The sequence below is a fragment of the Flavobacterium ammoniigenes genome (genome assembly GCF_020886055.1).
Classification (GTDB): domain Bacteria; phylum Bacteroidota; class Bacteroidia; order Flavobacteriales; family Flavobacteriaceae; genus Flavobacterium; species Flavobacterium ammoniigenes.
Window position 1 is genome coordinate 1,237,317 of record NZ_AP025184.1, and the last position, 20,716, is coordinate 1,258,032.

Below are 20,716 nucleotides of genomic sequence, written 5' to 3' on the forward strand. Positions count from 1 at the left end.
TCAAATTACCAAATTATCAAATCAACGAACAAACAACTTTAAATTACATTGTTTTCTTTTTCTTCCAAAAATATTCTCCAATGAAATAAGCGACTAAAGCGAATAGGAAAAATTTAAAATACGATTGCGGTTGCCCTTCGCCACTCACTGTTGTGAACAAACGTTCCCAACGAATTTTTTTCAATCCTTTAGCATTGGAATCATAGCTCATCCAAATAAAAGTTGGTTTTCCAACAATATGATTTTCGGGCACATAACCCCAATAGCGACTATCTTCTGAATTATGACGATTGTCTCCCATCATCCAATAGTAATTTTGTTGAAAAGTGTAAGAAGTAGCAATTTTTCCATTAATTCGAATCTCTGATCCAGTTACTTTTAAGTCGTTCTTTTCGTAATCAGTGATGATGGCTTTATAAAATGGTAAAGTTTCTAAATTTAAAGCTACCGTTTTTCCTTGTTGCGGAATATAGATAGGACCAAAATTATCGCGGTTCCATTTGTTGATATGAGGAAAAATCCCAGATTCTACTTCTTTCGAAATGATTTTTTGCACTCCTGTAATTCCTGGAATTTGTTGTAATCGTTCCGCATTAGCAGCAGTTAAGGCAGCTATGAATAAGGTATCTCTTTTTTCGGCATCCATAAAACCTGCACCATCAGTGATGTCCATATCTTGTAATAGATACTCAAAATCAATTGGAGTTTTTCCGTCAAGTGCTACTTTGTAAGAAAATTGAGGTCTCGCTCTTTCTGGTAAAATCAATTCTTTACCATTTACGAATACAATACCGTCTTTGATTTCAAATTGATCGCCAGGAACTCCAACACAACGTTTTACATAATTGGATTTTTTATCAATGGGTTTGTCTACTCTTAAACCCGATTGATCTCTGAATTTGTATACTGTATCGATTGGCCAATTGAAAACTACTATATCATTTCGCTCCACTTTTTGAACTCCTGGTAGTCTAAAATAAGGTAGTTCAGGCCAAGTTAAATAGGATTTCTTTTTGGTTAATGGAATGGTGTCATGAACCATTGGAAGCGCAACAGTAGTCATTGGAGTTCGTGCTCCGTAGTTGACTTTGCTTACAAATAAAAAGTCACCAACCAATAACGTTTTTTCTAAGGAAGAAGTTGGAATAGTAAATGGCTGAATGAAATAGGTGTGAACAAAAGTCGCTACTACAATCGCAAAAAGCAATGAACTTATAGTATCTGCAGTTTTGTTTACAGGTTCAGAACTTCTGTCTAGAGTATAGTTTAATTTTTGGGTATAGCTTATGTATGCGATATACAAACCGAAAGTAGCCACACCTAACACCTTATCTACAGTGGCGTTTTTGCTAAAACTACGAAGGGTTTCAACCCAAATTACAGGAAATATAATTAAATTGATAATAGGCAAAAAAAGTAAAATGGTCCACCAACTTGGTCTTCCAATTATTTTTAAAAGTACAATTGCATTGTATACAGGAATAGCGGCTTCCCAACTTTTTCTACCTGCGCTTACATACAATTTCCATGTTCCAATAAAGTGAACTACTTGTACTAGTAAGAAAAAAATAAACCATTGTGCTACTGTCATAATCGTGTCATTTAAGTTCTAAAGTTATCGATAAACTTTATGAATTATTTAAAATTTAATACGTCCTTCATGGTGAAAACTCCCTGTTTTCCGGCTAACCATTCGGCTGCAATGACGGCACCCAAAGCAAAACCTTCTCGGTTGTGAGCAGTATGTTTGATTTCGATACTGTCTACTTCAGAGTTGTAGGTTACGGTATGTGTTCCAGGAACTTCTGCAATTCGTAAGGCTTCAATATGAATTTCATTATCAGCCGCTTTGTCCAATGTCCAGTTGGTATAGTGACTATTTTCAATAACACCTTTGGCTAATGAAATAGCAGTTCCACTAGGTGCATCTAATTTTTGCGTGTGATGAATTTCTTCCATGTCAACAGAATAGGAAGTGTACGAAGCCATAATCTTAGCCAAATAATCGTTCAATTCAAAAAACAAGTTAACTCCTAGGCTAAAATTGGAACTTGAAATAAAGCCTCCTTTTTTCTCCTGGCAAAGTGCTATAATTTCATCATAATGCTCTAACCAACCGGTTGTTCCTGAAACTACAGGAACATTGGCATGAAAACAATTAGATATATTTTCTACCGCTGCCATAGGGACACTAAAGTCAATTGCTACATCTGCTTTTTCAAGGCCTTCATAGGTGTTGTTTTCGTCTTTTTTCAAGACAATTTCATGACTTCTTTCCAAAGCAATTCGTTCGATTACCTTGCCCATTTTTCCGTATCCTAAAAGCGCAATTTTCATTTTATTTAATTATTTAGTTATTTAGAGATGAATTTCTAATCTCTAAAAATTATAACTGAGCGTTAGTCCCACATTTGCTTTGAATGTTACAGCATCGGGATAAACGGTCGGTTGGAATGATAAATTTTCATTGACATTGAATTGGATCAATGCCGCGTCTACATTGGCATCAATTATATTTAAAGCATAAAAACCTGCCACAAACAATGCGCTTAAGTCACGATTTCGTTGGTAGAATTTTTGTGCAGTAATAAGTCGGTTAGTATCTAAATAGCTAAATTTATCATCACTATAGCCTTCTAATCTTCGTTTGTAAGCACCGCGATAGTCTTGGTATTTAGCATTGCTAGTAATGTAAAAATACAAACTGGTTCCAATAGCGCCATACACCAAAGGAATTTTCCAATATTTTTTATTGTAGGCTTGTCCCAAGCCTGGTAAAACTGCAGAATAAAAAGCAGCTTTTGCAGGTGTTAAAGGGTCGATGTTATTCGATTTCAAGCTGTCTTTTACCGTTTGCGATGGAATTGTTTTGCTTTGTGCAAAAACGAAAATGTTTCCCAAAAACAAAAATAAAAGAGCTATGAAAAGTCGTTTATGCACTATCCTTTGATTAGTTTGACAATTCGCTTGAAGTCTTCTTCAGAGTGAAAAGGAATGGTGATTTTACCTTTGCCATTTCCAGCTACTTGAATGTCAACTTTGGTTCCAAAATAGTCTGTGAATTTATTTTGCTCGCTTGCCGCCACTTCAAAAGAAGTTGATTTAGTTGTAGCAGCAGATTTTGGTTTCAAACTTTCTTGATACTTCTTAACCAAAGCTTCTGTTTCACGAACAGATAAATTTTGGCTTACGATTTTTTGGTAAATATCCGTTTGAACATCTTGGTCTTCAATGTTGATAATGGCTCGGCCATGCCCCATACTGATAAATCCATCTCGAATTCCAGTTTGGATGATTGGATCTAGTTTTAACAAACGCAAGTAATTGGCAATTGTAGAACGTTTTTTACCCACACGTTCACTCATTTGCTCTTGAGTCAATTCAATTTCGTCCATCAAACGTTGGTAAGAAAGCGCAATTTCTATAGGATCTAAGTCGTGTCGCTGAATATTTTCTACCAAAGCCATCACCAAAGACTCATTATCATTGGCAATGCGGATATAGGCAGGAACGGTTTTTAGACCAACTAAAGTAGAAGCGCGCAAACGGCGCTCTCCAGAAATCAATTGGTACTTATTGAAGTCTAATTTGCGAACCGTGATAGGCTGAATCACGCCTAATTCTTTGATAGAGGTTGCTAATTCTTTTAATGATTCTTCATTAAAATTACTTCTAGGTTGAAACGGATTAATTTCAATCGCATCAATTTCCAATTCAATAATGTTGCCCACAACTTTGTCAGCATTCTTGTCATGTACTGATTTGATATCGTTCTCTGGATCCTTCAATAAGGCCGATAATCCTCTTCCTAAAGCTTGTTTTTTTATTGCTTTTGCCATACAATTAATTGCTGTTTTTTTGAATTACTTCCTGGGCTAAATGCAAGTAGTTGGTAGCTCCTTTACTTGTAGCGTCATAATTTATAATGCTTTCGCCAAAACTCGGCGCTTCGCCTAACTTGATATTTCTTTGGATAATGGTTTCGAACACCATATCGTTAAAATGTTTTTGTACTTCTTCCACCACTTGGTTGGATAAACGCAAACGGGAATCAAACATGGTCAATAATAATCCTTCAATGTCTAATTCTGGATTGTGAATTCTTTGAATACTTTTGATGGTATTCAATAATTTTCCTAAGCCTTCTAATGCAAAATATTCGCATTGAATCGGGATAATTACCGAGTCAGCCGCAGTTAACGCATTCAAAGTTAAAAGCCCAAGAGAGGGAGCACAATCAATAATGATAAAATCGTAATTGTCTTTTACACTTTGCAATGCTTGTTTGAGCATATATTCTCTATTTTCTTTGTCAACCAATTCAATTTCAATGGCAACTAGATCAATATGAGCTGGGATAATATCGACATTCGGAGCCGAACAACCTACGATGGCTTCTTTTGGGGAATGGCTATGTTCTAAAATTTGGTAGGTGCCAATTTCAACTGCTTCCACATCAATTCCTAACCCAGAAGAGGCATTGGCTTGAGGGTCTGCATCAATTAGCAGTACTTTTTTTTCTAAAACACCTAATGATGCAGCAAGATTTACCGATGTAGTGGTTTTTCCGACTCCCCCTTTTTGATTGGCAATAGCAATGATTTTACCCATTTATTTTTTTGAATTTTGAAACGTAAAAATACAATTAATTATCGTTTCTGAAAATCTATTTCGTAAAGATTTGTTACTACTTGATTTGGGGCTCTTTGGCAACTTTAAAAAGGATATTTCAAGCTGGTTATATCAATTTTTCTGTTGAAAAATTCACCCAATTGGCAGAAAATAAAAAATCCCTTTTGCTAAGCAAAAAGGATTTTTGTCGGGGTGGCAGGATTCGAACCTGCGGCCTCCTGCTCCCAAAGCAGGCGCGATAACCGGGCTACGCTACACCCCGTAACGCGAGTGCAAAGATAGAATTAATTTTTATTTAAGCAAGTCAAAACTACAAATAGGCGATGATTATTTTTTAATAGCTAAAAATGATATTTTTTTGTTTGCCGTTTTTATTTTAAAACTACCTTTGTTTTCTTTTTAAAATATACAAATACATACAATCATGTCAGATACAATTGAAAAAATAAAATGCCTAATTATAGGTTCTGGACCAGCAGGTTATACCGCTGCAATTTATGCGGCAAGAGCCAATATGAATCCGGTTTTGTACCAAGGAATGCAACCTGGTGGACAACTTACCACTACTAATGAAGTGGAAAATTTCCCAGGATATGTAGATGGTGTAACAGGACCAGAAATGATGGTGCAATTGCAAGCTCAAGCACAACGTTTTGGTGCTGATATTCGCGATGGATGGGCTACTAAAGTTGATTTTTCCGGGTCAATTCACAAAGTTTGGATTAATGATACTATTGAATTGCATTGTGAAACAGTAATTATTTCAACTGGAGCAACAGCGAAATATTTAGGTTTGCCATCAGAACAACATTATTTGAAAATGGGAGGTGGGGTTTCTGCTTGCGCAGTTTGTGATGGATTTTTCTATAGAAATCAAGAAGTAGTGATTGTAGGAGCAGGAGATTCAGCTTGTGAAGAAGCGCACTATTTATCTAAATTGTGTAAAAAAGTAACGATGTTAGTTCGAAGTGAAAAATTTAGAGCTTCTAAAATCATGGAGGAGCGCGTACGTGCTACAGAGAATATTACCATTTTAATGAATCACGATACTGTTGAAGTCTTGGGAGATGAACAAGTGGTAACGGGTGTTAAAGCTAAAAACAAAACTACTGACGAAATTTTTGAAATTCCAGCAACTGGTTTCTTTGTAGCTATTGGTCACCAACCGAATACCGCTATTTTTAAAGAGTATATTTCTTTAGATGAAACAGGTTATATTGTCAATACACCAGGCACATCAAAAACAAATGTTGCAGGAGTATTTGTTGCAGGAGATGCTGCTGATCATGTCTATCGTCAAGCAATTACAGCTGCAGGAACAGGATGTATGGCGGCATTGGATGCGGAACGTTATTTGGCCGCTAAAGGACATTAATTCCTTCAGAATAGTATAAAAAAAAGTCCCGTAATTGGGACTTTTTTTATTTTTTAAGAGGAAGTTTTTTTAGCAATTTAGCTTCTCCTGAAAACTTACGAATTTCTATTTTTGGATTTCCATATACGTTTATTTCCGTATTATCATTAGCATCTAGGATGAGGTTGTTTTCTACAAGTAGACTACAATTTGCTTTTCCTTCAATGGTTAAATCTGACGTTTTAGAATTAAATTTGCTCGCGTTTAATTCAGCCAAATTGTCAATCCGAATAATCGAGTTGTCTGAGTCACCTTCAATTGTCGCTGTTGCTTTTTGGTACAAATCACATTTCAATTCGGCACTGTTAATTAAAGCTTTTAACGAGCTATTTTTACTTAATTCAATAAATGAGGTTTCGCTTTTTAGATTGAGTTCTATTTTCGATTTGTCGTCTGCTTGCAAATTGAAGTTACCAGCATTGACATTCAAAAATAATTTGGATTTATCCAACGATTTGAAAGTGATGGTGTCTAAAATGATTTCATGAATGGCATTGATTACCGATTCATCTTTTGCAGTAACCAGATTTAGGTCATTGGTGTAGGTAACTTTTATGGATAGCTTTTTGAATCCTTGAATTTCTTTTGTAGTTGAAACGATCAGAATTTTATCTTGAACTTTCGTGCTAATGATTTCATGTAAATTATCATCGGCTTCAATATTTATTTGGTTTTTTGCTCCTTTTTCTAAATGGATTTCTATATTGTCTTCAACTTCAATCGCAGTAAATGATTTAATTTCTTTGCTGGAAGAAGTAACTAATTTTGAACCTCTAATTTTTTCAGTTTTTTGAGCTTGAAGTAAACATGAAAAAACGCAAAGCACAATAATGGTAAGAAAAAGTTTTAGTTTCATGGCGAATAGGTTTTATACAAATATAAAAAAATCATTCACTTGTGATGAATGATTTTTCTTATTTATCTACGGAATGAAATTAATTGTATTCGATACTTCCGCCTGAACTTGTTTTCTTTTGAAGTGTTTTAGGGGCCACTTTATAGGTGATGGAGCCGCCACTAGAAGCTTCAGATTGTAAGCTAAGAATAGGATGAACTATCAATGAAGCACCACTAGAAGCGTCTGCAATTACTTCATTGGTTAACATTTCTGAGCAATCATTAGAGCTCCCACTAGATGCTTGCGCGTCTAACTTAAAAGCCAAACCTTTCAAATTTAAGTTAGCGGCACTACTCGTTTTACAATTAATAGATTCCATTTCGAGATCGAGATTGATTTGAGCTGCACTAGATGCTTTAATATAAATTTGATTTCCTTTAATAGTGTTTAAACTGTGAATAGAGGAAGCACTCGACGCCTCCAGATTTTCAATTGTGGGCATAGTAACCTTTACTTTTCTAGTTCCATTGCGAATGTTTAAGTAGGGTTCACTAGAAATGATTAATCTACCATTCTTTACTTCAGTAATAATGCTACTTTGAAGGTTGTCATCCGCTTCAACTAGTATTTCAGTTTTATCCGACTGTTCGATAGTTAATTCAATAGCGCTGCTTACATCTACACCGGTAAATTTTTCAGTTATAGTTCTGGTTTCAGTGGTAATGTTTCCACTACCTTTCTTGCTGTTGTAGTCGAAATGACACCCACTAAAAAATAATGCAGTTATGACTAGAACAATAATTTTGGTAATCCAAGTGATGATTTTAATCATGATTATTCTTTTTTAATAATTACACCTTCTTTATTAATTGTTAATCCTTTTTTAGCGGATTGATTGATAGTTACTACTTCACCATTTACTTTAACTGTTGTTGTTACTACGGTATCATTACCCGTTATATCTTCAGTAACTCCAGTTTCAACATCATTGTACTCATCTTCATTCTCTGGACAATTCAAGCATTTTACTTGTAAACTGTTTACCTTATAAAGGTAATCATCTGAGCTATAGTGTAAATTAAAAAAATCATTATTGGATTGATCGTAATGTTGTGCTGATTTATCCACTTTGAATACCATTCCTTCGGGTAAGTACAAATATATAGCTACTTCTTGATCGCGAAATTTTTCTGCTACCGAAGTTAGTAGGTAATTATCAAATACTAATTTATTTCCTTCTAATTTGTATCCAAATTGAATTTTTTCAGCGCGTTTTTTTGCTTCATTAAACGATTTCCCTCTTGCTCTTCTTTCTATTTGAATGTAAGGTGCTTTTTCATCTGATTTTTCAATTTCAAAATGAATATTATTGGAATAAATTACCTCATTTTTTGATGCGTCTTGAACAAATCTGAAATTATCAGTATCATCAAGATCATTAGTATAATTTTCGTTGTATCGGAACTCGATTTGCAAGGTGTCCGTAGGAAGAATGTTTAATGTTTCTTTTTTAATGGTCTTTCCTTCATAAGCCACTTCTGAAGCTTGTTGAATTCCAATTGAAATTAGGGCTGCAATAGCCAGGATCCATAAAGCAAATAGTGTATATTTAGCAATACTACCAATAGATTTCATACTAGGCGATAATAATCTAAATCCTAAAAGTGTCAAGAAAAAGAATGGAATTCCAACTCCCAAAAACATTAACAATCCAAATACCCAAATTGGATAGTCAGTAAAGTTACCTGCATTGGCAAATTCAGTCCAAGGGAATTCAATGAAAGCACCTGTTCCTAATGTGAAAATTCCAACGAACAAAAAGAATAAAACGGTAACGCCTGTTATAATTAAAATTACGCCTAAAAATTTCGCAAAAACTTTGAAAATGTTACTGATGATTTCGCTTAACGAATTACCAAATTTTTCAGCACCCGTTTTGATTTGATTGCCATATTTGTCGTAATCTACATTTTTAAATTTCTCAGAAACCGAATCAAATTCCTCACGCACTTTTTTCTCAATGCTAGAAATAGTTACGGGTTCACCAGTCATCTCCAATTTTTCTGAGGTAGTTACTGCTTCAGGAGTAGCTATCCATAAAATGATATAAGCTAAAATTCCTGTTCCAAAACCAAAGAAAAACAGTAATAAAATTACACGAATCCAAACTACATCAATTCCCAAATAGTGACTTAAACCAGCCGCTACACCACCAATCATACCTTTGTCTTTATCACGGTATAATTTTTTGGATTTTTTGTAAGCCTGATAATTGGATTCTACTTTTGAATCGTCTTCAATAATATAGTCTTCAGGTTGGCCCATTACGGCAATAACTTCGTCGATTTCTTTCAAACCAATCACGTGTTTGTCTGAAAGTAGTTTTTCGCTAAGCAATTCCGAAATGCGCATTTCAATGTCTTTGATAATCTCCTCTTGTCCTGATGAGTTGTTCAAAGAACGTTTGATGGCGTCAAAATAACGCGATAATTTTTGGTACGCATCTTCGTCAATATGGAATACAATTCCGCCTAAATTTATGGTTACAGTTTTATTCATGACTATTCGTTTTGATTGGTGATTAAGTTTACGGCATTCGATAATTCCATCCAAGTGCCGTTCAATTCAGTTAAAAATGTCTGTCCGTCTTCGGTCAAACCATAATATTTTCTTGGTGGACCAGAAGTCGATTCTTCCCAACGATAGTCTAATAAACCATCATTTTTTAGTCGGGTTAGTAATGGATAAATCGTTCCTTCTACCACTAATAATTTGGCGTTTTTTAAGGTGTCTAAAATCTCGGAAGTGTAGGCATATTTCTCTTTTAAAACCGAGAGAATGCAAAACTCGAGAACCCCTTTACGCATCTGGGCTTTTGTGTTTTCTATATTCATAATTAGTTTATTTTTTGTTTGAAGCTAATCCCGCTTTGCATTGCAATCTTTGTATTTCGCTACGCTCCATAAAAAAGATTTTCCTTTCACCCGAAGATTCGGGACGGGGCTAGGGGAATGCTTTATTTCATGAATTTGATGGTCAAAGGATAACTATAGTATTCTCCGTTTGCAGTCTTCACAGCTGCTCTAATAATTAAGAAAAACTCAACGATTTTTAAACATGCCAAAAAGAAAACGGCAATGGCTCCGGTAGTAATCAAACCAATGTTTTCTGAAAAGTTTAAGTCTTGCACTACAAAGTGTCTGTCATGAATCAATTCATCAAAGGTTACATGGCTTAAAAAAGTAATCAGAAAGCTTGGAATAAAAATGGCTCCTAAAATCAAAGAATACAATAAAACGCTCAATTGAAAATTGATGCATTGTTTGCCATTGTAATCCACAAAAGTAGATTCATTTTTTTTGGAACTCCAGATAATTATAGGAATTACAAAATTACCTAATGGGAAAAGGTATTGTCCAAAAGCGCCTAGATGAGTTACAGTCGCCCAATTTTTTTCTGTATTTGTTTGCATAATTAAAGTGTATAGTAATTTCTTATGCAAATATATATCTAAAAGACAGTATCTTGTTTTGCATAGTAGTAAATATTAACATAAAATTAACATTTTTAAATTATTACTAAATACTTAAGTAGTTGTTTTTAAGTGTAATAAGTGAATTTTGAAAGTTTTCTGTTTATTAATCCTAAATTACTATTTTTACTAAAAATTAGCCATTATGACCCTTACAGCCTCCAAACTGAATCAATTTTTACTATTTAAATTACCTTCTGCTTTTATTTGTGGAGTTCGTGTAAAGACTATCCATGCTACTGAATGTGTGGTATCGGTCAAACACCGATGGATCAATCAGAATCCTTTTCAGTCGATGTACTTTGCAGTTCAAGCGATGGGTGCTGAGTTGAGCACGGGTGCTTTGGTGATGTATCATATTCAAAAAAGTGGGAAGAAAATATCGATGTTAGTTGCTAACAATAAAGGTAATTTTACCAAAAAGGCAACTGGGCGAATTACTTTTAGCTGTAATGACGGTCATTTAATCGAGGAGGCTATTCAAAAAACAATAGCCACAGGCGAGGGGCAAACTTTTTGGATGAAATCCATTGGAATGAATGAACAAGGGGTGCAAGTTTCTGAAATGGACTTTGAATGGAGTGTGCGAGTTAAATAAAAAAAAGCCTCTTGAATAGAGGCTTTAGAATTTAATACAGAAAATGCAGCTATTAGCTTAGCATTTTTTTCCTGATGCTTTATGTGCTTTTGCATCACATTTTTTTCCTTCTGCTTTACATTTGGCTTGGCATTTCGTTACTTCGTCATTTGACATTTTAGCGTGTTTAGAACAACATGCCATTTCTTTTTTCTCTTGTTTAGATTCTTGAGCAGTGATGCTTACTGAAAAGAATGCTAAGGCTAGAATTGCAATTACTTTTTTCATATTCTTATTTTTTTATCGATTGATTTTATTTTCTCACACAAATATAAAATATATTTTGATATTGAATTTATTCTAACGTTAATGTTTACTTAAATCGTTTAGTGTTTATAGTACTTTTTCTTCCACCAAAAAGCCACATTTACTAATGCTATCAAAGCGGGAACTTCTACTAGTGGACCAATCACGCCCGCAAAGGCTTGTCCGCTATTAATGCCAAAAACGCCAATGGATACAGCAATAGCCAATTCAAAATTATTTCCTGAGGCGGTAAATGATAAGGCCACTGCATCTCGGTAATTAGCGCCAATTTTCTTACTTACAAAAAACATTAGCGTAAACATTATCGCAAAGAATATCACGAGAGGTAAGGCAATACGAAGAACATCTAGAGGTAAATCTACTATCATTTCGCCTTTCAAACTGAACATTATTACAATAGTAAACAATAAGGCTATCAAAGTAATAGGAGATACAAAAGGAATAAATCGCTGATTGAACCATTTGTCTCCAAGGATTTTTTTAATCGCATAACGGCTACTTACCGCCAATACAAATGGAATACCCAAATAGATCCCAACGGTTTGAGCAATTTCGATGATAGTAATATTCAACGCTAAACCTTTGATACCAAACAGCGGCAACATAATTTCAAGATAAAAATAGGCATACAAGCTAAAAAAGAATACTTGTAACAAACTGTTGATACCAATTAATCCTGCGGTAAGTTCTCGATTACCTTCGGCAAGTTCGTTCCAAACAATAACCATAGCAATACAAGGTGCTAGTCCAATGATTATGAGTCCTGTCATGTATTCTGGGAAATCTCGTAAAAACAAAACCGCCAACGAAAACATTAAAAAAGGGCCAACAATCCAGGTGATAAAAAAAGAAGCAGTTAACAACTTTGGCTTTTCAAACATTTGAGGCACTTTCGAAAAATCAATTTTGGTTAATGGTGGATACATCATTAAAATTAATCCAATGGCTAATGGAATATTGGTTGTTCCAGAAGAAAAGGTATTGATAAAACGCGATGAATTGGGAATGAAATACCCAATACTTACGCCAACCAGCATCGCTAAAAATATCCATAATGTTAAATATCGATCTAAAAACCCTAATCTTTTTTTCATGATGAAGATGTATGAAATTCGTTTGAGTTATTTTTTTATTTGCGAAAAAACATGATGCATTTCAGAAGCAATTTCCAAGCTTCGTTCCGCATATTTTACATCCATTAGGTCCGTACCGTCAAAAGCTTTAGGATCTTCATATCGAATGGGCAATCGTTTTTCGGCTCCTGCAATGAAAGGACAACCGGCATCGGCTGACGAACAGGTCATGATGGCTGCAAATTCACTTGTTGGATTGAATGCATCATCAAACGTTTTGGAAAAACAAACAATAGCCGCTTCATTTTCGTCATATTTTACAGCATAAACCGGATTGTTGTCACTGCTTAATTGTTGGATTTGAAAACCTTGATTGGTAAGGGTTTCGCCAACTTTTGGAAACATAGCCGTAGCCTCTGTTCCGCCCGAATAACAAAACACATTTTGAATATCAAAATGAAATGCCATCGTTTGAGCCCATATTTGTGACAAATGGCTGCGACGGGAATTGTGAGTACAGATGAAATTCAAACGAATGGATTGTTGTGTATCGATTTTAGTTTGAATGTATTCAATTAATGGTCGAACAACTTCTTTTCGTTCAATGGAAATTGTTGTTTTCGAACAACTTTCAATTGTAGTAATTAAATTTTGAAACATAGTTTTATTATTTGATTTAACAGCAACCTGAATCGGGTGAACAACAAGAAGTGGTTTTTGCTTTCCATTGTCCAACATGGGGCATATTTTTTTCCGGGATACCACAGTGGTCTGGAGCTAAACAGTTAGTGATTTTTGAAGTCAATTGAAAATGAGTTCCGTTAAATTCCAATCCAAACTTTCCTATACTGTCTTTCATTTGGTATTCCACTTCAATCTCTAAATCGGCTATGCCTAATTTTTGTTCCGACAATTCGATAATATTCAAAAGCTTATCAGGATGCAAACGATGATCGTAGTCTTGGGCTTCCCACAATTGGAAGTTGGCTACTTCTTCGTTTCGAATAGTTCCGCCGCAGTCGATAAAGTGTTTGGTTATTTTGCCTACTTCGGTGACATGAAAGTGAGGTGCTACGAGTTCGCCATTAGGCAACTGAAAAGCAATAGTTGTTGCTTTTTGTAATTCGGATTAAATAGCTGATAGTGTCATATTTTTTTGTTTTAGTTAACAACATTCTTTCTTAGTAAGTTGTGTATTAATATGCTCAAAAAAGCCTTTCAATGGATGGAAACCTTCTTCATTTAGACAATAACAAATGGAAGTCCCTTCAATATTTCCTTTGATAAGTCCGGCGTTTTTTAACTCCTTTAAATGTTGTGAAACGGTGGGCTGGGCGAGAGGCAATTCATTAACGATATCGCCACAAATACAAGAATCTGTTTTTAGTAAGTATTCAATTATGGCTATTCGTGCAGGATGCCCAATTGCTTTAGCTAAAACAGCCAACTCATTTTGTGTTGTTGTAAATCCTTCGGTTTTGGTAATTCCCATTGCGTTATATTTTAATATTGCAATATTACGATTAAAGTATTTTATAATGCTAATTATTATTCATAAATATTTCGCATATTTGTTCAATTATAAACTTTAAAAATAGTATAAGCGATGAAAAAATATTTCTTAATCAGTTTTCTATTTCTAGCTCTAGGAATACAAGCGCAAGGTTATAAGTATAAAATTGTTACCAGCATAGAGTCTATTGTGCCAGGCGGGGTAGGTAGATCTAGAATAATTGAAAATGGAACTGAAGTTGATTATACTCAATTTACTACTATAAGAACTAAAGACGGTAAAGAAAAAACAGAAAAGGATCGAAGTGATGTAAAAATTGACGAATTAAAAGAATCTACTTTGGTTAATTTTTATAGTTTGGTTGGAATAAATTTTCAAAACATAGCCTCTAATGATGCAATGATAACTTCTATGTTAAATAAATATAGTAAAGAAGGATGGGAATTAATCAACATAGTGAGTGGTGTTGAAAGCGATTCCGGAAAAGGTGATGGTGACGGAATATTTATTACGCGATATTATTTTAGAATAAAATAATAATCAATTATGAAAGTCAAAAACCCCTAACACATTCGTATTAGGGGTTTTACTTTTGGTAGCGAGGACGGGAGTTGAACCCGTGACCTCAGGGTTATGAATCCTGCGCTCTAACCAACTGAGCTACCTCGCCATTTCTATTGGTTATGCATCTCTCAATGCGGGTGCAAATATAGAAATAATAATAATGTTTGCAAGTATAAAATAAGAAAAAAAATATTTTTAAAAAGACTTTTTTTTTGACTTTATATTCTTATATTTCGAGAAAATTAAACAGCATTCATGGATCCAAAAGTTCGCTATGAGATTGAGTTTCCCATCAACTCTTCCCCCCAATTATTGTATCAATACATTTCTACTCCTTCCGGTTTATCAGAGTGGTTTGCCGACAATGTGAATTCCCGTGGAGAGTTCTTTACATTCATTTGGAATGACTCTCAAGAGAAAGCGAGATTGGCCTCTAAAAAATCAGGAGAGAAAGTAAAATTCAAATGGGTGGATGACAATAATAAAGACTCAGAGTATTTTTTTGAAATCCATATTCTTGAAGATGAACTAACAAAAGATGTATCGCTTTTAGTAATTGATTTTGCTCCAGCCGATGAACTTGAAGAAGCCCAACAATTGTGGGAAAATCAAATTTCCGATTTGAAACATCTCATCGGATCAGTCTAAAAATTGTATTTTATAACTTATATTTGCCCTGAACAAAATTCAGGGCTTTTTTATGATTAATAGTAACGGGAATAGTAGCGCACAAGAGAATAGTTTAATTCATAATCGTGGATTTTTATACGGTGATGCCGTTTTTGAAACGGTAAAAATTGTAAATGGTAAAATTCTCTTTTTAGAAGATCATTATTTTAGATTGATGGCTTCTATGCGTATTTTACGAATGGAAATTCCGATGGATTTTACCATGGAATTTTTTGAAGACCAAGTACTTACTACTGTTTCTAATAATGGTTTTTCCGCATCGGCTCGTGCACGAATTACCGTGTATCGTAATGATGGCGGTTATTATTTGCCAACTACCAATACTATTTCTTTTCTGATTCATACTACTGCTTTAGAAAATCAAGCTTATGTTTGGGAGTCAAAATCCTGTGAAGTGGATTTGTACAAAGATTTTTATGTTGCTAAACAATTACTTGCTACATTAAAAACTACTAACAAAGTGCTGCATGTCACAGCTAGTATTTATGCAGATGAAAATGATTTGGATAATTGTATTTTGCTTAACGAAACCAAAAATGTGGTAGAAGTGTTGCAAGGCAATATCTTCATGGTTAATGGTAATACATTGATTACTCCCCCAATTTCTGAAGGCTGTTGTAATGGTATTTTGCGTAAGCAGGTACTTAGTTTGGCCAAGAAAATGGAAGGCTTGGAAGTAATCGAAGGGGTTATTTCTCCTTTTGATCTTCAAAAAGCAGATGAGTTGTTTTACACCAATGTTATTAAAGGGATTAAGTCGATTACCAAGTATAGAAAGAAAGAATTTGGTACCGCATTGGCTTCAGAATTAGTTCAAAAGTTAAATGAAATGATCGCCAATTAATTCAAATAGGGATCATCTGGTGCGTTGGACCAGATGAGATAATCACCTCCTAATTCAATAATTTTTTCTTTCCAAAAATGCGTAGTGGATTTACTGATAATTTTGTTTTCATGAGTATTGGAAGTGGCTATCCATGAGTTTTGTTCCATTTCCAACTCCAATTGATTTTCATCCCAGCCAGTATATCCTAAGAAAAAGCGAATGTTATTTTTGCCGATTTTTTGTTGCTTAATTAACTCTTTCACCGATTCAAAACAGCCGCCCCAGTAGATACCATTTGAGATTTCGACACTATTGGGAATCAAATGGGGAACATCGTGAATAAAATAAAGATTGTCTTGTTCTACCGGCCCACCGTTATACACTTTAAATGGAGTGTTTATTTCTGGAAGCAAATCAGTAATCGAATATTGTAAAGGCTTATTGAGTATAAAGCCTACAGATCCTTCTTTGTTATGTGCGGTTAGTAAGATTACAGCTCTTGCAAAAGAGGCATCACCCAATATTAATGGGTCGGCTATAAGTAGTTGCCCTTTATTAAGTTGTGCTGAAATCATAACTCCAATTTTTATTAAAATTAATAATAAAATGTAGACGAATCATTTTTTTTCGTTTAAAGGCAAAAAAAAACCTTCCGATAAGGAAGGTTTATTTGTATAAGGAAAACTAAAATTAGTTTACAGCTCCTTCTAATTCTGCTCCAGCTTTGAATTTTACTACATTTTTAGCAGCAATTTTGATAGTTTTTCCAGTTTGTGGATTTCTACCGTCTCTTGCAGCTCTGTTAGATACTGACCAAGATCCGAAACCTACTAAAGAAACTCTTCCACCTTTTTTCAAAGTACCACTTACGTTTCCTAAAAATGATTCTAAAGCCAATTTAGCAGCTGCTTTAGTAATTCCTGCGTCAGCAGCGATAGCGTCGATTAATTCTGATTTGTTCATAATAAAAGTTTTATTAATTGTTGGTTAAAAAAAAATTGTTAAACAAAATTAGCAGGAAATCCTTACCGTGCAAGGGTAAAAAACATTTTAGGGCTAATTTGTTAATAACTTGGGTTTTTTGTTCATAAAAGTGATGATTTTCCACCCGAAAACGTTGTAAATACTGGTTTTTTTAGCGTTTAATACGCTTTTGCATCTGCTGTAAATTGGATTCCATTGAGGAATTCGGCAGTATTCATCTTCTTCTTTCCAGGGAATTGTAGGCTTTCAATTTGAATAAATCCATTGGCTACAGCAATTTTTAATTCTTTTTTGGTACTAACCAATTGGCCAATTGCTAAAGAATGCGATTCAGTTATAATACTAGATTGGTAGATTTTAACATTCCATTCTTCTCCTTTATCGCTGATGAAACACCAAGCAGCAGGATACGGACTTAGCCCTCTAATAAGATTGTGAATATCTAGAGCAGGTTTGTTCCAATCTATTTTACAGTTTTCTTTGTTTAATTTGTAAGCAGTTTTAATATCGTCATTGTCTTTTTGTATTGTGGTCGTTACTCTCCCACTTTCAAGAAGTGCTAAAGTTTCAATGACAGTTTCACTTCCCAATTCCATTAAACGATCGTGTAACTCTCCTGCTGATTCATTGGCACCTATAGCAGTTTCAGCATTTAATATCATAGCACCTGTATCAATTTTGTCATCAATAAAAAAGGTAGTGACTCCCGTTTTGGTTTCTCCCTTGATAATTGCCCAATTAATAGGAGCTGCTCCTCTGTAATTGGGTAGGAGTGAAGCATGAAGATTGAAAGTTCCTAGTGATGGCATTTTCCAAACTACTTCTGGTAACATTCTAAAGGCTACCACTATTTGTAAGTTGGCGTTTATTGCTTTCAATTCCGCTAAAAAACTTTCGTCTTTTAGATTGGTAGGTTGCAATAAATGTAAGTTGTGTGCCAATGCGTATTCTTTAACAGCCGAATATTTTATTTTTTGTCCGCGACCTGCGGGTTTATCGGCTGCAGTAATAACACCAACGACTTCGTAATTGTTGTGTAAAATAGTATCCAAAATGCCAACGGCAAATTCAGGAGTACCCATAAAGACGATTCGTAATTTCTCCATTAGTGATGAATTGTATATTTGTTATTCGCCTTGATGACGATTTGTTCTTGTTCTAACAATTGCTGCAGAATTTCAATGACTGTTTCTGTATCCGTTTGTATTCTTTCTTGAATTTCTCTCGAATTTAATTCTTCTGTTTGCAATACGCTTAGTATGGTAGCAGCAAGTGAATTGGTGTTTTTAACTTTTTTATTTTTGCCAATGCAATACGAGCAAATTCCACAATCAGTTGCTGTTTTTTCGCCAAAATAATCTAAAATCAACCGATTTTTACAAATCTGTTTCTCATTAATATAATGAATAACTGATTGCAATTGCTCTTTTTTAAGCTGGTTTTGCCTTTCTAAATATTTTGCTACTCTATTAATGGTTCGTTCGTCTTCGCGAATTTCGTTAAAAAGGAGGGACGCATCATTATTTTTTGCTTGATATTCAATGATATTTTTCTCTTTTAATTTTTGTAAAACAGCTTGAACTTCAATAGACGTATGATTTGATTTTTTAGCAATAAAATCCAAATTGAAAGCAGTTTGCATTTCATAAATGCCTGGATAGGCTCTCAACATGGTGAGCATAATTTCCTCATCATTTGGATTCAAACTAATGTATCGCAGTACTTCTTTCGAAGGAATTAAAAATTGCAATTTAATCTTTTCAGAAAATTCCTGAGACAAACTAATAATGCCTTGTCGGTCTAAAAACTGAAAGGCATTATAGGTTTTTAAAGTTGGAAAATTGTATTTCAAACAAAAGTGATTCAGGTTGAAAGCAAATTGTTCATTGATGCCTTCTCCATATGCAATTTGAAAATAATTGCACAATTTGATGTAGATCGAATTCAAAAAAGCTTTGTCAGGCAAATTGGATAAAAATTGATTTTCAGCTTGTAAGGTATCAGATGGACTGGTCAATAAAATGGCAAAAGCTTTTTCGCCATCCCGTCCAGCACGTCCTGATTCTTGGTAATAATTTTCAATATTATCTGGCAATTGAATGTGGATTACCGTTTTTACATTGGCTTTGTCAATTCCCATTCCAAAGGCATTGGTAGCGACAATTACTTGCACTTCTTCTTGCATCCACAGCGCCATATTTTTGTCTTTTTCTTTTGGCGAAAGCCCACCATGATAATAGGTAGCTTTGAATCCTATAGCGTTTAGTTGATTCGATAAATCCATGCAAGAACGTCGGTTACGAACATAAATTATGGAGGGTTGCGGATTTTTTTTGAGCACCTGTTCTATTTTATACAGTTTGTCCTCCGCCTCAATTACCATATAGGCAATGTTGTTTCGAGCAAATGATTTTTGAAATATTTGCGGATTTTGCAAAGCTGTTTCGGCAATAATATCTTCTTTAACTCTAGGAGTAGCTGTGGCAGTTAAGGCCAAAAAAGGGACTTTTTGAAAGTGTTTTTTTAGTTCGGAAATTTTTAAATAGGCCGGTCTAAAATCATGTCCCCACTGCGAAACACAATGGGCTTCGTCTATCGCAATCAAGTTAATCGGAAGATTTTTTATGCGATCCAAAATCCAATCCGATTGCAAACGTTCGGGAGATAGATACAAAAATTTGTAATTCCCAAACTGGCAATTGTCTAATAAATCAATCATTTCTTCAGAACGGATACCGCCTGTCAAGGCAATGGCTTTGATATTGCGTGCTTGTAAATTGGCGACCTGATCTTTCATTAATGCTACCAAAGGCGAAATCACCAAACAAATCCCATCTTTCATCAATGCCGGCACCTGAAAGCAGATTGATTTTCCACCGCCCGTTGGCAAAATAGCTAATGTATCCTTGCCGCTTACAACCGAATCAATGATTTCGTTTTGTAGCGATCGGAATTGATCGTGCTTCCAATATTTCTGAAGAATAGCTAGTGCTGTTTGCATAGATTTCAGGGCGCTACGTTGTAGTTGCAATGTAAAAGGGAATTGCTTTTACAAGGTATTTTTAGTTTGAAATTTGCTCTAAGATAAAAAGAATTCTTTTATCTACGGTATCTTTGGGAACCTCAATCAATTCGTAACCGTATTTTTCATAGGTCTCAACTAAATGATCGTGAATTAATTGCGCTTGTTCGAAGTTTTCATAGCGTTCTTGATCGCTCACATAGATATCCTCCCAAGGAGGTAAAATAAATATTTTGGAGTATATGTGCTCTTTACAAGCTGCGTCAAAAAAGGAAGGATAGCTGTCACCAATGTAATGCATATAAGCTAAAACATCAGGAATACCACGATCCAAAAACACAATATTATGGGGTTCTTGATGGGCATCAAGAAATTGTTTTTTTCGCCCTTCTAACAAGAGTTCGCTAAAAAGCAAAGGGTTTTCTAAAAACAATTGTTCAATTCCTTGTTGTTGTGCTTGGGCAGTAACTTGTCTAGAAATCTCAGGATAGCAACAATATCCATTTTCGACTAATCCGTCAATGATAGTTGTCTTTCCTGTTCCAGGGCCACCAATAATTACGATGATTTCTTTTTGCACTTTTTGTAAATAAGTCGCAAATTTACCTAAAGTAATTGGGATTTTAAAAATTAATCCTTTAGATAATTATCATTGATTTCAAAAAACAACTTGAAATTCTAAATTCTAAAATCAATACCTTATATTTGCGTTAATTTTATGCTT

The 20,716-nt window shown here is 34.6% G+C and carries 24 protein-coding genes, 2 tRNA genes and 1 pseudogene; 5 read left to right on the forward strand and 22 right to left on the reverse strand.

What is annotated here, in order from left to right:
* Positions 1 to 43: 43 nt before the first annotated feature.
* From lepB to LPC21_RS05620, 6 genes are all read right to left on the reverse strand, one after another.
* Positions 44 to 1,591, reverse strand: coding sequence for a signal peptidase I (lepB, locus tag LPC21_RS05595; protein WP_229316192.1), 1,548 nt, complete (start codon positions 1,589 to 1,591; stop codon positions 44 to 46).
* A 44-nt stretch (positions 1,592 to 1,635) separates the two neighbouring features.
* A complete protein-coding gene (gene dapB / locus LPC21_RS05600; protein ID WP_229316193.1) occupies positions 1,636 to 2,337 on the reverse strand; it encodes a 4-hydroxy-tetrahydrodipicolinate reductase in 702 nt (233 codons plus the stop codon).
* Between the two features lie 42 nt (positions 2,338 to 2,379).
* Entirely contained in the window at positions 2,380 to 2,940 is a 561-nt protein-coding gene (locus LPC21_RS05605) for a DUF5683 domain-containing protein (RefSeq protein ID WP_420828054.1), read from the reverse strand.
* Positions 2,940 to 3,839 (reverse strand): ParB/RepB/Spo0J family partition protein, encoded by a 900-nt coding sequence (locus tag LPC21_RS05610; protein WP_229316195.1) that lies wholly within the window; start codon positions 3,837 to 3,839, stop codon positions 2,940 to 2,942. Before LPC21_RS05610 ends, LPC21_RS05605 begins: the two co-directional genes overlap by 1 nt.
* A gap of 4 nt (positions 3,840 to 3,843) precedes the next feature.
* Complete coding sequence (locus LPC21_RS05615) at positions 3,844 to 4,611, reverse strand: ParA family protein (protein WP_229316196.1); 768 nt, start codon at positions 4,609 to 4,611, stop codon at positions 3,844 to 3,846.
* A gap of 208 nt (positions 4,612 to 4,819) precedes the next feature.
* Positions 4,820 to 4,894: transfer RNA gene (locus tag LPC21_RS05620), tRNA-Pro, on the reverse strand.
* A 162-nt stretch (positions 4,895 to 5,056) separates the two neighbouring features.
* Here LPC21_RS05620 and trxB point away from each other — a divergent pair.
* On the forward strand, positions 5,057 to 6,007 hold the full coding sequence (gene trxB / locus LPC21_RS05625; protein ID WP_229316197.1) for a thioredoxin-disulfide reductase: 951 nt from the start codon (positions 5,057 to 5,059) through the stop codon (positions 6,005 to 6,007).
* Between the two features lie 46 nt (positions 6,008 to 6,053).
* Here trxB and LPC21_RS05630 read toward each other — a convergent pair whose 3' ends face one another.
* The 5 genes from LPC21_RS05630 to LPC21_RS05650 form a co-directional block, all read right to left on the reverse strand.
* Positions 6,054 to 6,902, reverse strand: coding sequence for a GIN domain-containing protein (locus tag LPC21_RS05630; protein ID WP_229316198.1), 849 nt, complete (start codon positions 6,900 to 6,902; stop codon positions 6,054 to 6,056).
* 79 nt (positions 6,903 to 6,981) lie between these two features.
* Positions 6,982 to 7,716 carry a head GIN domain-containing protein gene (locus tag LPC21_RS05635; protein ID WP_229316199.1) on the reverse strand — a complete coding sequence of 245 codons (735 nt, stop codon included), beginning with the start codon at positions 7,714 to 7,716 and terminating at the stop codon, positions 6,982 to 6,984.
* Between the two features lie 2 nt (positions 7,717 to 7,718).
* The gene (locus tag LPC21_RS05640) at positions 7,719 to 9,443 is read right to left on the reverse strand and encodes a PspC domain-containing protein (protein ID WP_229316200.1); all 1,725 of its coding nucleotides are present in this window, start codon (positions 9,441 to 9,443) and stop codon (positions 7,719 to 7,721) included.
* Positions 9,444 to 9,445: 2 nt separating this feature from the next.
* Entirely contained in the window at positions 9,446 to 9,778 is a 333-nt protein-coding gene (locus LPC21_RS05645; RefSeq protein ID WP_229316201.1) for a PadR family transcriptional regulator, read from the reverse strand.
* A gap of 122 nt (positions 9,779 to 9,900) precedes the next feature.
* Positions 9,901 to 10,356: a DUF4870 domain-containing protein gene (locus LPC21_RS05650; protein ID WP_229316202.1), complete on the reverse strand. Its 456-nt coding sequence runs from the start codon at positions 10,354 to 10,356 to the stop codon at positions 9,901 to 9,903.
* 205 nt (positions 10,357 to 10,561) lie between these two features.
* On the opposite strand from LPC21_RS05650, the gene LPC21_RS05655 reads away from it, so the two are divergent.
* On the forward strand, positions 10,562 to 11,014 hold the full coding sequence (locus tag LPC21_RS05655) for a DUF4442 domain-containing protein (protein ID WP_229316203.1): 453 nt from the start codon (positions 10,562 to 10,564) through the stop codon (positions 11,012 to 11,014).
* Between the two features lie 57 nt (positions 11,015 to 11,071).
* Here the strand turns inward: LPC21_RS05655 and LPC21_RS05660 are convergent, their stop codons facing one another.
* The 5 genes and pseudogenes from LPC21_RS05660 to LPC21_RS05680 all read right to left on the reverse strand — a co-directional run bounded on the left by LPC21_RS05660 (position 11,072) and on the right by LPC21_RS05680 (position 13,885).
* Complete coding sequence (locus LPC21_RS05660) at positions 11,072 to 11,281, reverse strand: hypothetical protein (RefSeq protein ID WP_229316204.1); 210 nt, start codon at positions 11,279 to 11,281, stop codon at positions 11,072 to 11,074.
* 98 nt (positions 11,282 to 11,379) lie between these two features.
* Positions 11,380 to 12,414 carry an ACR3 family arsenite efflux transporter gene (gene arsB / locus LPC21_RS05665; protein ID WP_229316205.1) on the reverse strand — a complete coding sequence of 345 codons (1,035 nt, stop codon included), beginning with the start codon at positions 12,412 to 12,414 and terminating at the stop codon, positions 11,380 to 11,382.
* A gap of 27 nt (positions 12,415 to 12,441) precedes the next feature.
* Complete coding sequence (locus LPC21_RS05670) at positions 12,442 to 13,053, reverse strand: arsenate-mycothiol transferase ArsC (RefSeq protein ID WP_229316206.1); 612 nt, start codon at positions 13,051 to 13,053, stop codon at positions 12,442 to 12,444.
* A 16-nt stretch (positions 13,054 to 13,069) separates the two neighbouring features.
* A pseudogene (locus tag LPC21_RS05675) lies at positions 13,070 to 13,516 on the reverse strand (DUF6428 family protein); the annotation flags it as partial.
* Between the two features lie 42 nt (positions 13,517 to 13,558).
* A complete protein-coding gene (locus tag LPC21_RS05680) occupies positions 13,559 to 13,885 on the reverse strand; it encodes an ArsR/SmtB family transcription factor (protein WP_229316207.1) in 327 nt (108 codons plus the stop codon).
* A gap of 114 nt (positions 13,886 to 13,999) precedes the next feature.
* Between LPC21_RS05680 and LPC21_RS05685 the strand changes: the two genes are divergently transcribed.
* Positions 14,000 to 14,443 carry a hypothetical protein gene (locus LPC21_RS05685; protein ID WP_229316208.1) on the forward strand — a complete coding sequence of 148 codons (444 nt, stop codon included), beginning with the start codon at positions 14,000 to 14,002 and terminating at the stop codon, positions 14,441 to 14,443.
* Between the two features lie 56 nt (positions 14,444 to 14,499).
* Here LPC21_RS05685 and LPC21_RS05690 read toward each other — a convergent pair.
* A tRNA-Met gene (locus LPC21_RS05690) sits at positions 14,500 to 14,576 on the reverse strand.
* A gap of 149 nt (positions 14,577 to 14,725) precedes the next feature.
* Here LPC21_RS05690 and LPC21_RS05695 point away from each other — a divergent pair.
* Positions 14,726 to 15,118: an START-like domain-containing protein gene (locus tag LPC21_RS05695; protein ID WP_229316209.1), complete on the forward strand. Its 393-nt coding sequence runs from the start codon at positions 14,726 to 14,728 to the stop codon at positions 15,116 to 15,118.
* A 52-nt stretch (positions 15,119 to 15,170) separates the two neighbouring features.
* Positions 15,171 to 16,004: an aminotransferase class IV gene (locus tag LPC21_RS05700; protein ID WP_229316210.1), complete on the forward strand. Its 834-nt coding sequence runs from the start codon at positions 15,171 to 15,173 to the stop codon at positions 16,002 to 16,004.
* Here the strand turns inward: LPC21_RS05700 and LPC21_RS05705 are convergent.
* The 5 genes from LPC21_RS05705 to LPC21_RS05725 all read right to left on the reverse strand — a co-directional run bounded on the left by LPC21_RS05705 (position 16,001) and on the right by LPC21_RS05725 (position 20,572).
* Entirely contained in the window at positions 16,001 to 16,561 is a 561-nt protein-coding gene (locus LPC21_RS05705; RefSeq protein ID WP_229316211.1) for a YqgE/AlgH family protein, read from the reverse strand. The genes LPC21_RS05700 and LPC21_RS05705 overlap by 4 nt on opposite strands.
* Before the next feature lie 115 nt (positions 16,562 to 16,676).
* Positions 16,677 to 16,949 (reverse strand): HU family DNA-binding protein, encoded by a 273-nt coding sequence (locus LPC21_RS05710; protein WP_229316212.1) that lies wholly within the window; start codon positions 16,947 to 16,949, stop codon positions 16,677 to 16,679.
* A 179-nt stretch (positions 16,950 to 17,128) separates the two neighbouring features.
* Positions 17,129 to 18,076 carry a methionyl-tRNA formyltransferase gene (gene fmt / locus LPC21_RS05715; RefSeq protein ID WP_229316213.1) on the reverse strand — a complete coding sequence of 316 codons (948 nt, stop codon included), beginning with the start codon at positions 18,074 to 18,076 and terminating at the stop codon, positions 17,129 to 17,131.
* On the reverse strand, positions 18,076 to 19,971 hold the full coding sequence (locus LPC21_RS05720) for a RecQ family ATP-dependent DNA helicase (protein ID WP_229316214.1): 1,896 nt from the start codon (positions 19,969 to 19,971) through the stop codon (positions 18,076 to 18,078). The genes fmt and LPC21_RS05720 overlap by 1 nt, the downstream gene beginning before the upstream one ends.
* A gap of 61 nt (positions 19,972 to 20,032) precedes the next feature.
* A complete protein-coding gene (locus LPC21_RS05725; protein WP_229316215.1) occupies positions 20,033 to 20,572 on the reverse strand; it encodes an AAA family ATPase in 540 nt (179 codons plus the stop codon).
* Between the last annotated feature and the right edge of the window lie 144 nt (positions 20,573 to 20,716).

Bases quoted from the DNA above. Each gene is read 5' to 3' on its own strand.
- LPC21_RS05705 (WP_229316211.1), bottom strand. From the start codon at position 16,561: ATGATTTCAGCACAACTTAATAAAGGGCAACTACTTATAGCCGACCCA.
- LPC21_RS05695 (WP_229316209.1), top strand. From the start codon at position 14,726: ATGGATCCAAAAGTTCGCTATGAGATTGAGTTTCCCATCAACTCTTCC.
- LPC21_RS05720 (WP_229316214.1), bottom strand. From the start codon at position 19,971: ATGCAAACAGCACTAGCTATTCTTCAGAAATATTGGAAGCACGATCAA.
- dapB (WP_229316193.1), bottom strand. From the start codon at position 2,337: ATGAAAATTGCGCTTTTAGGATACGGAAAAATGGGCAAGGTAATCGAA.
- LPC21_RS05655 (WP_229316203.1), top strand. From the start codon at position 10,562: ATGACCCTTACAGCCTCCAAACTGAATCAATTTTTACTATTTAAATTA.
- LPC21_RS05650 (WP_229316202.1), bottom strand. From the start codon at position 10,356: ATGCAAACAAATACAGAAAAAAATTGGGCGACTGTAACTCATCTAGGC.
- trxB (WP_229316197.1), top strand. From the start codon at position 5,057: ATGTCAGATACAATTGAAAAAATAAAATGCCTAATTATAGGTTCTGGA.
- LPC21_RS05630 (WP_229316198.1), bottom strand. From the start codon at position 6,902: ATGAAACTAAAACTTTTTCTTACCATTATTGTGCTTTGCGTTTTTTCA.
- LPC21_RS05635 (WP_229316199.1), bottom strand. From the start codon at position 7,716: ATGATTAAAATCATCACTTGGATTACCAAAATTATTGTTCTAGTCATA.
- LPC21_RS05685 (WP_229316208.1), top strand. From the start codon at position 14,000: ATGAAAAAATATTTCTTAATCAGTTTTCTATTTCTAGCTCTAGGAATA.
- lepB (WP_229316192.1), bottom strand. From the start codon at position 1,591: ATGACAGTAGCACAATGGTTTATTTTTTTCTTACTAGTACAAGTAGTT.
- arsB (WP_229316205.1), bottom strand. From the start codon at position 12,414: ATGAAAAAAAGATTAGGGTTTTTAGATCGATATTTAACATTATGGATA.
- LPC21_RS05660 (WP_229316204.1), bottom strand. From the start codon at position 11,281: ATGAAAAAAGTAATTGCAATTCTAGCCTTAGCATTCTTTTCAGTAAGC.
- LPC21_RS05710 (WP_229316212.1), bottom strand. From the start codon at position 16,949: ATGAACAAATCAGAATTAATCGACGCTATCGCTGCTGACGCAGGAATT.
- LPC21_RS05610 (WP_229316195.1), bottom strand. From the start codon at position 3,839: ATGGCAAAAGCAATAAAAAAACAAGCTTTAGGAAGAGGATTATCGGCC.
- fmt (WP_229316213.1), bottom strand. From the start codon at position 18,076: ATGGAGAAATTACGAATCGTCTTTATGGGTACTCCTGAATTTGCCGTT.
- LPC21_RS05700 (WP_229316210.1), top strand. From the start codon at position 15,171: ATGATTAATAGTAACGGGAATAGTAGCGCACAAGAGAATAGTTTAATT.
- LPC21_RS05640 (WP_229316200.1), bottom strand. From the start codon at position 9,443: ATGAATAAAACTGTAACCATAAATTTAGGCGGAATTGTATTCCATATT.
- LPC21_RS05680 (WP_229316207.1), bottom strand. From the start codon at position 13,885: ATGGGAATTACCAAAACCGAAGGATTTACAACAACACAAAATGAGTTG.
- LPC21_RS05670 (WP_229316206.1), bottom strand. From the start codon at position 13,053: ATGTTTCAAAATTTAATTACTACAATTGAAAGTTGTTCGAAAACAACA.
- LPC21_RS05645 (WP_229316201.1), bottom strand. From the start codon at position 9,778: ATGAATATAGAAAACACAAAAGCCCAGATGCGTAAAGGGGTTCTCGAG.
- LPC21_RS05615 (WP_229316196.1), bottom strand. From the start codon at position 4,611: ATGGGTAAAATCATTGCTATTGCCAATCAAAAAGGGGGAGTCGGAAAA.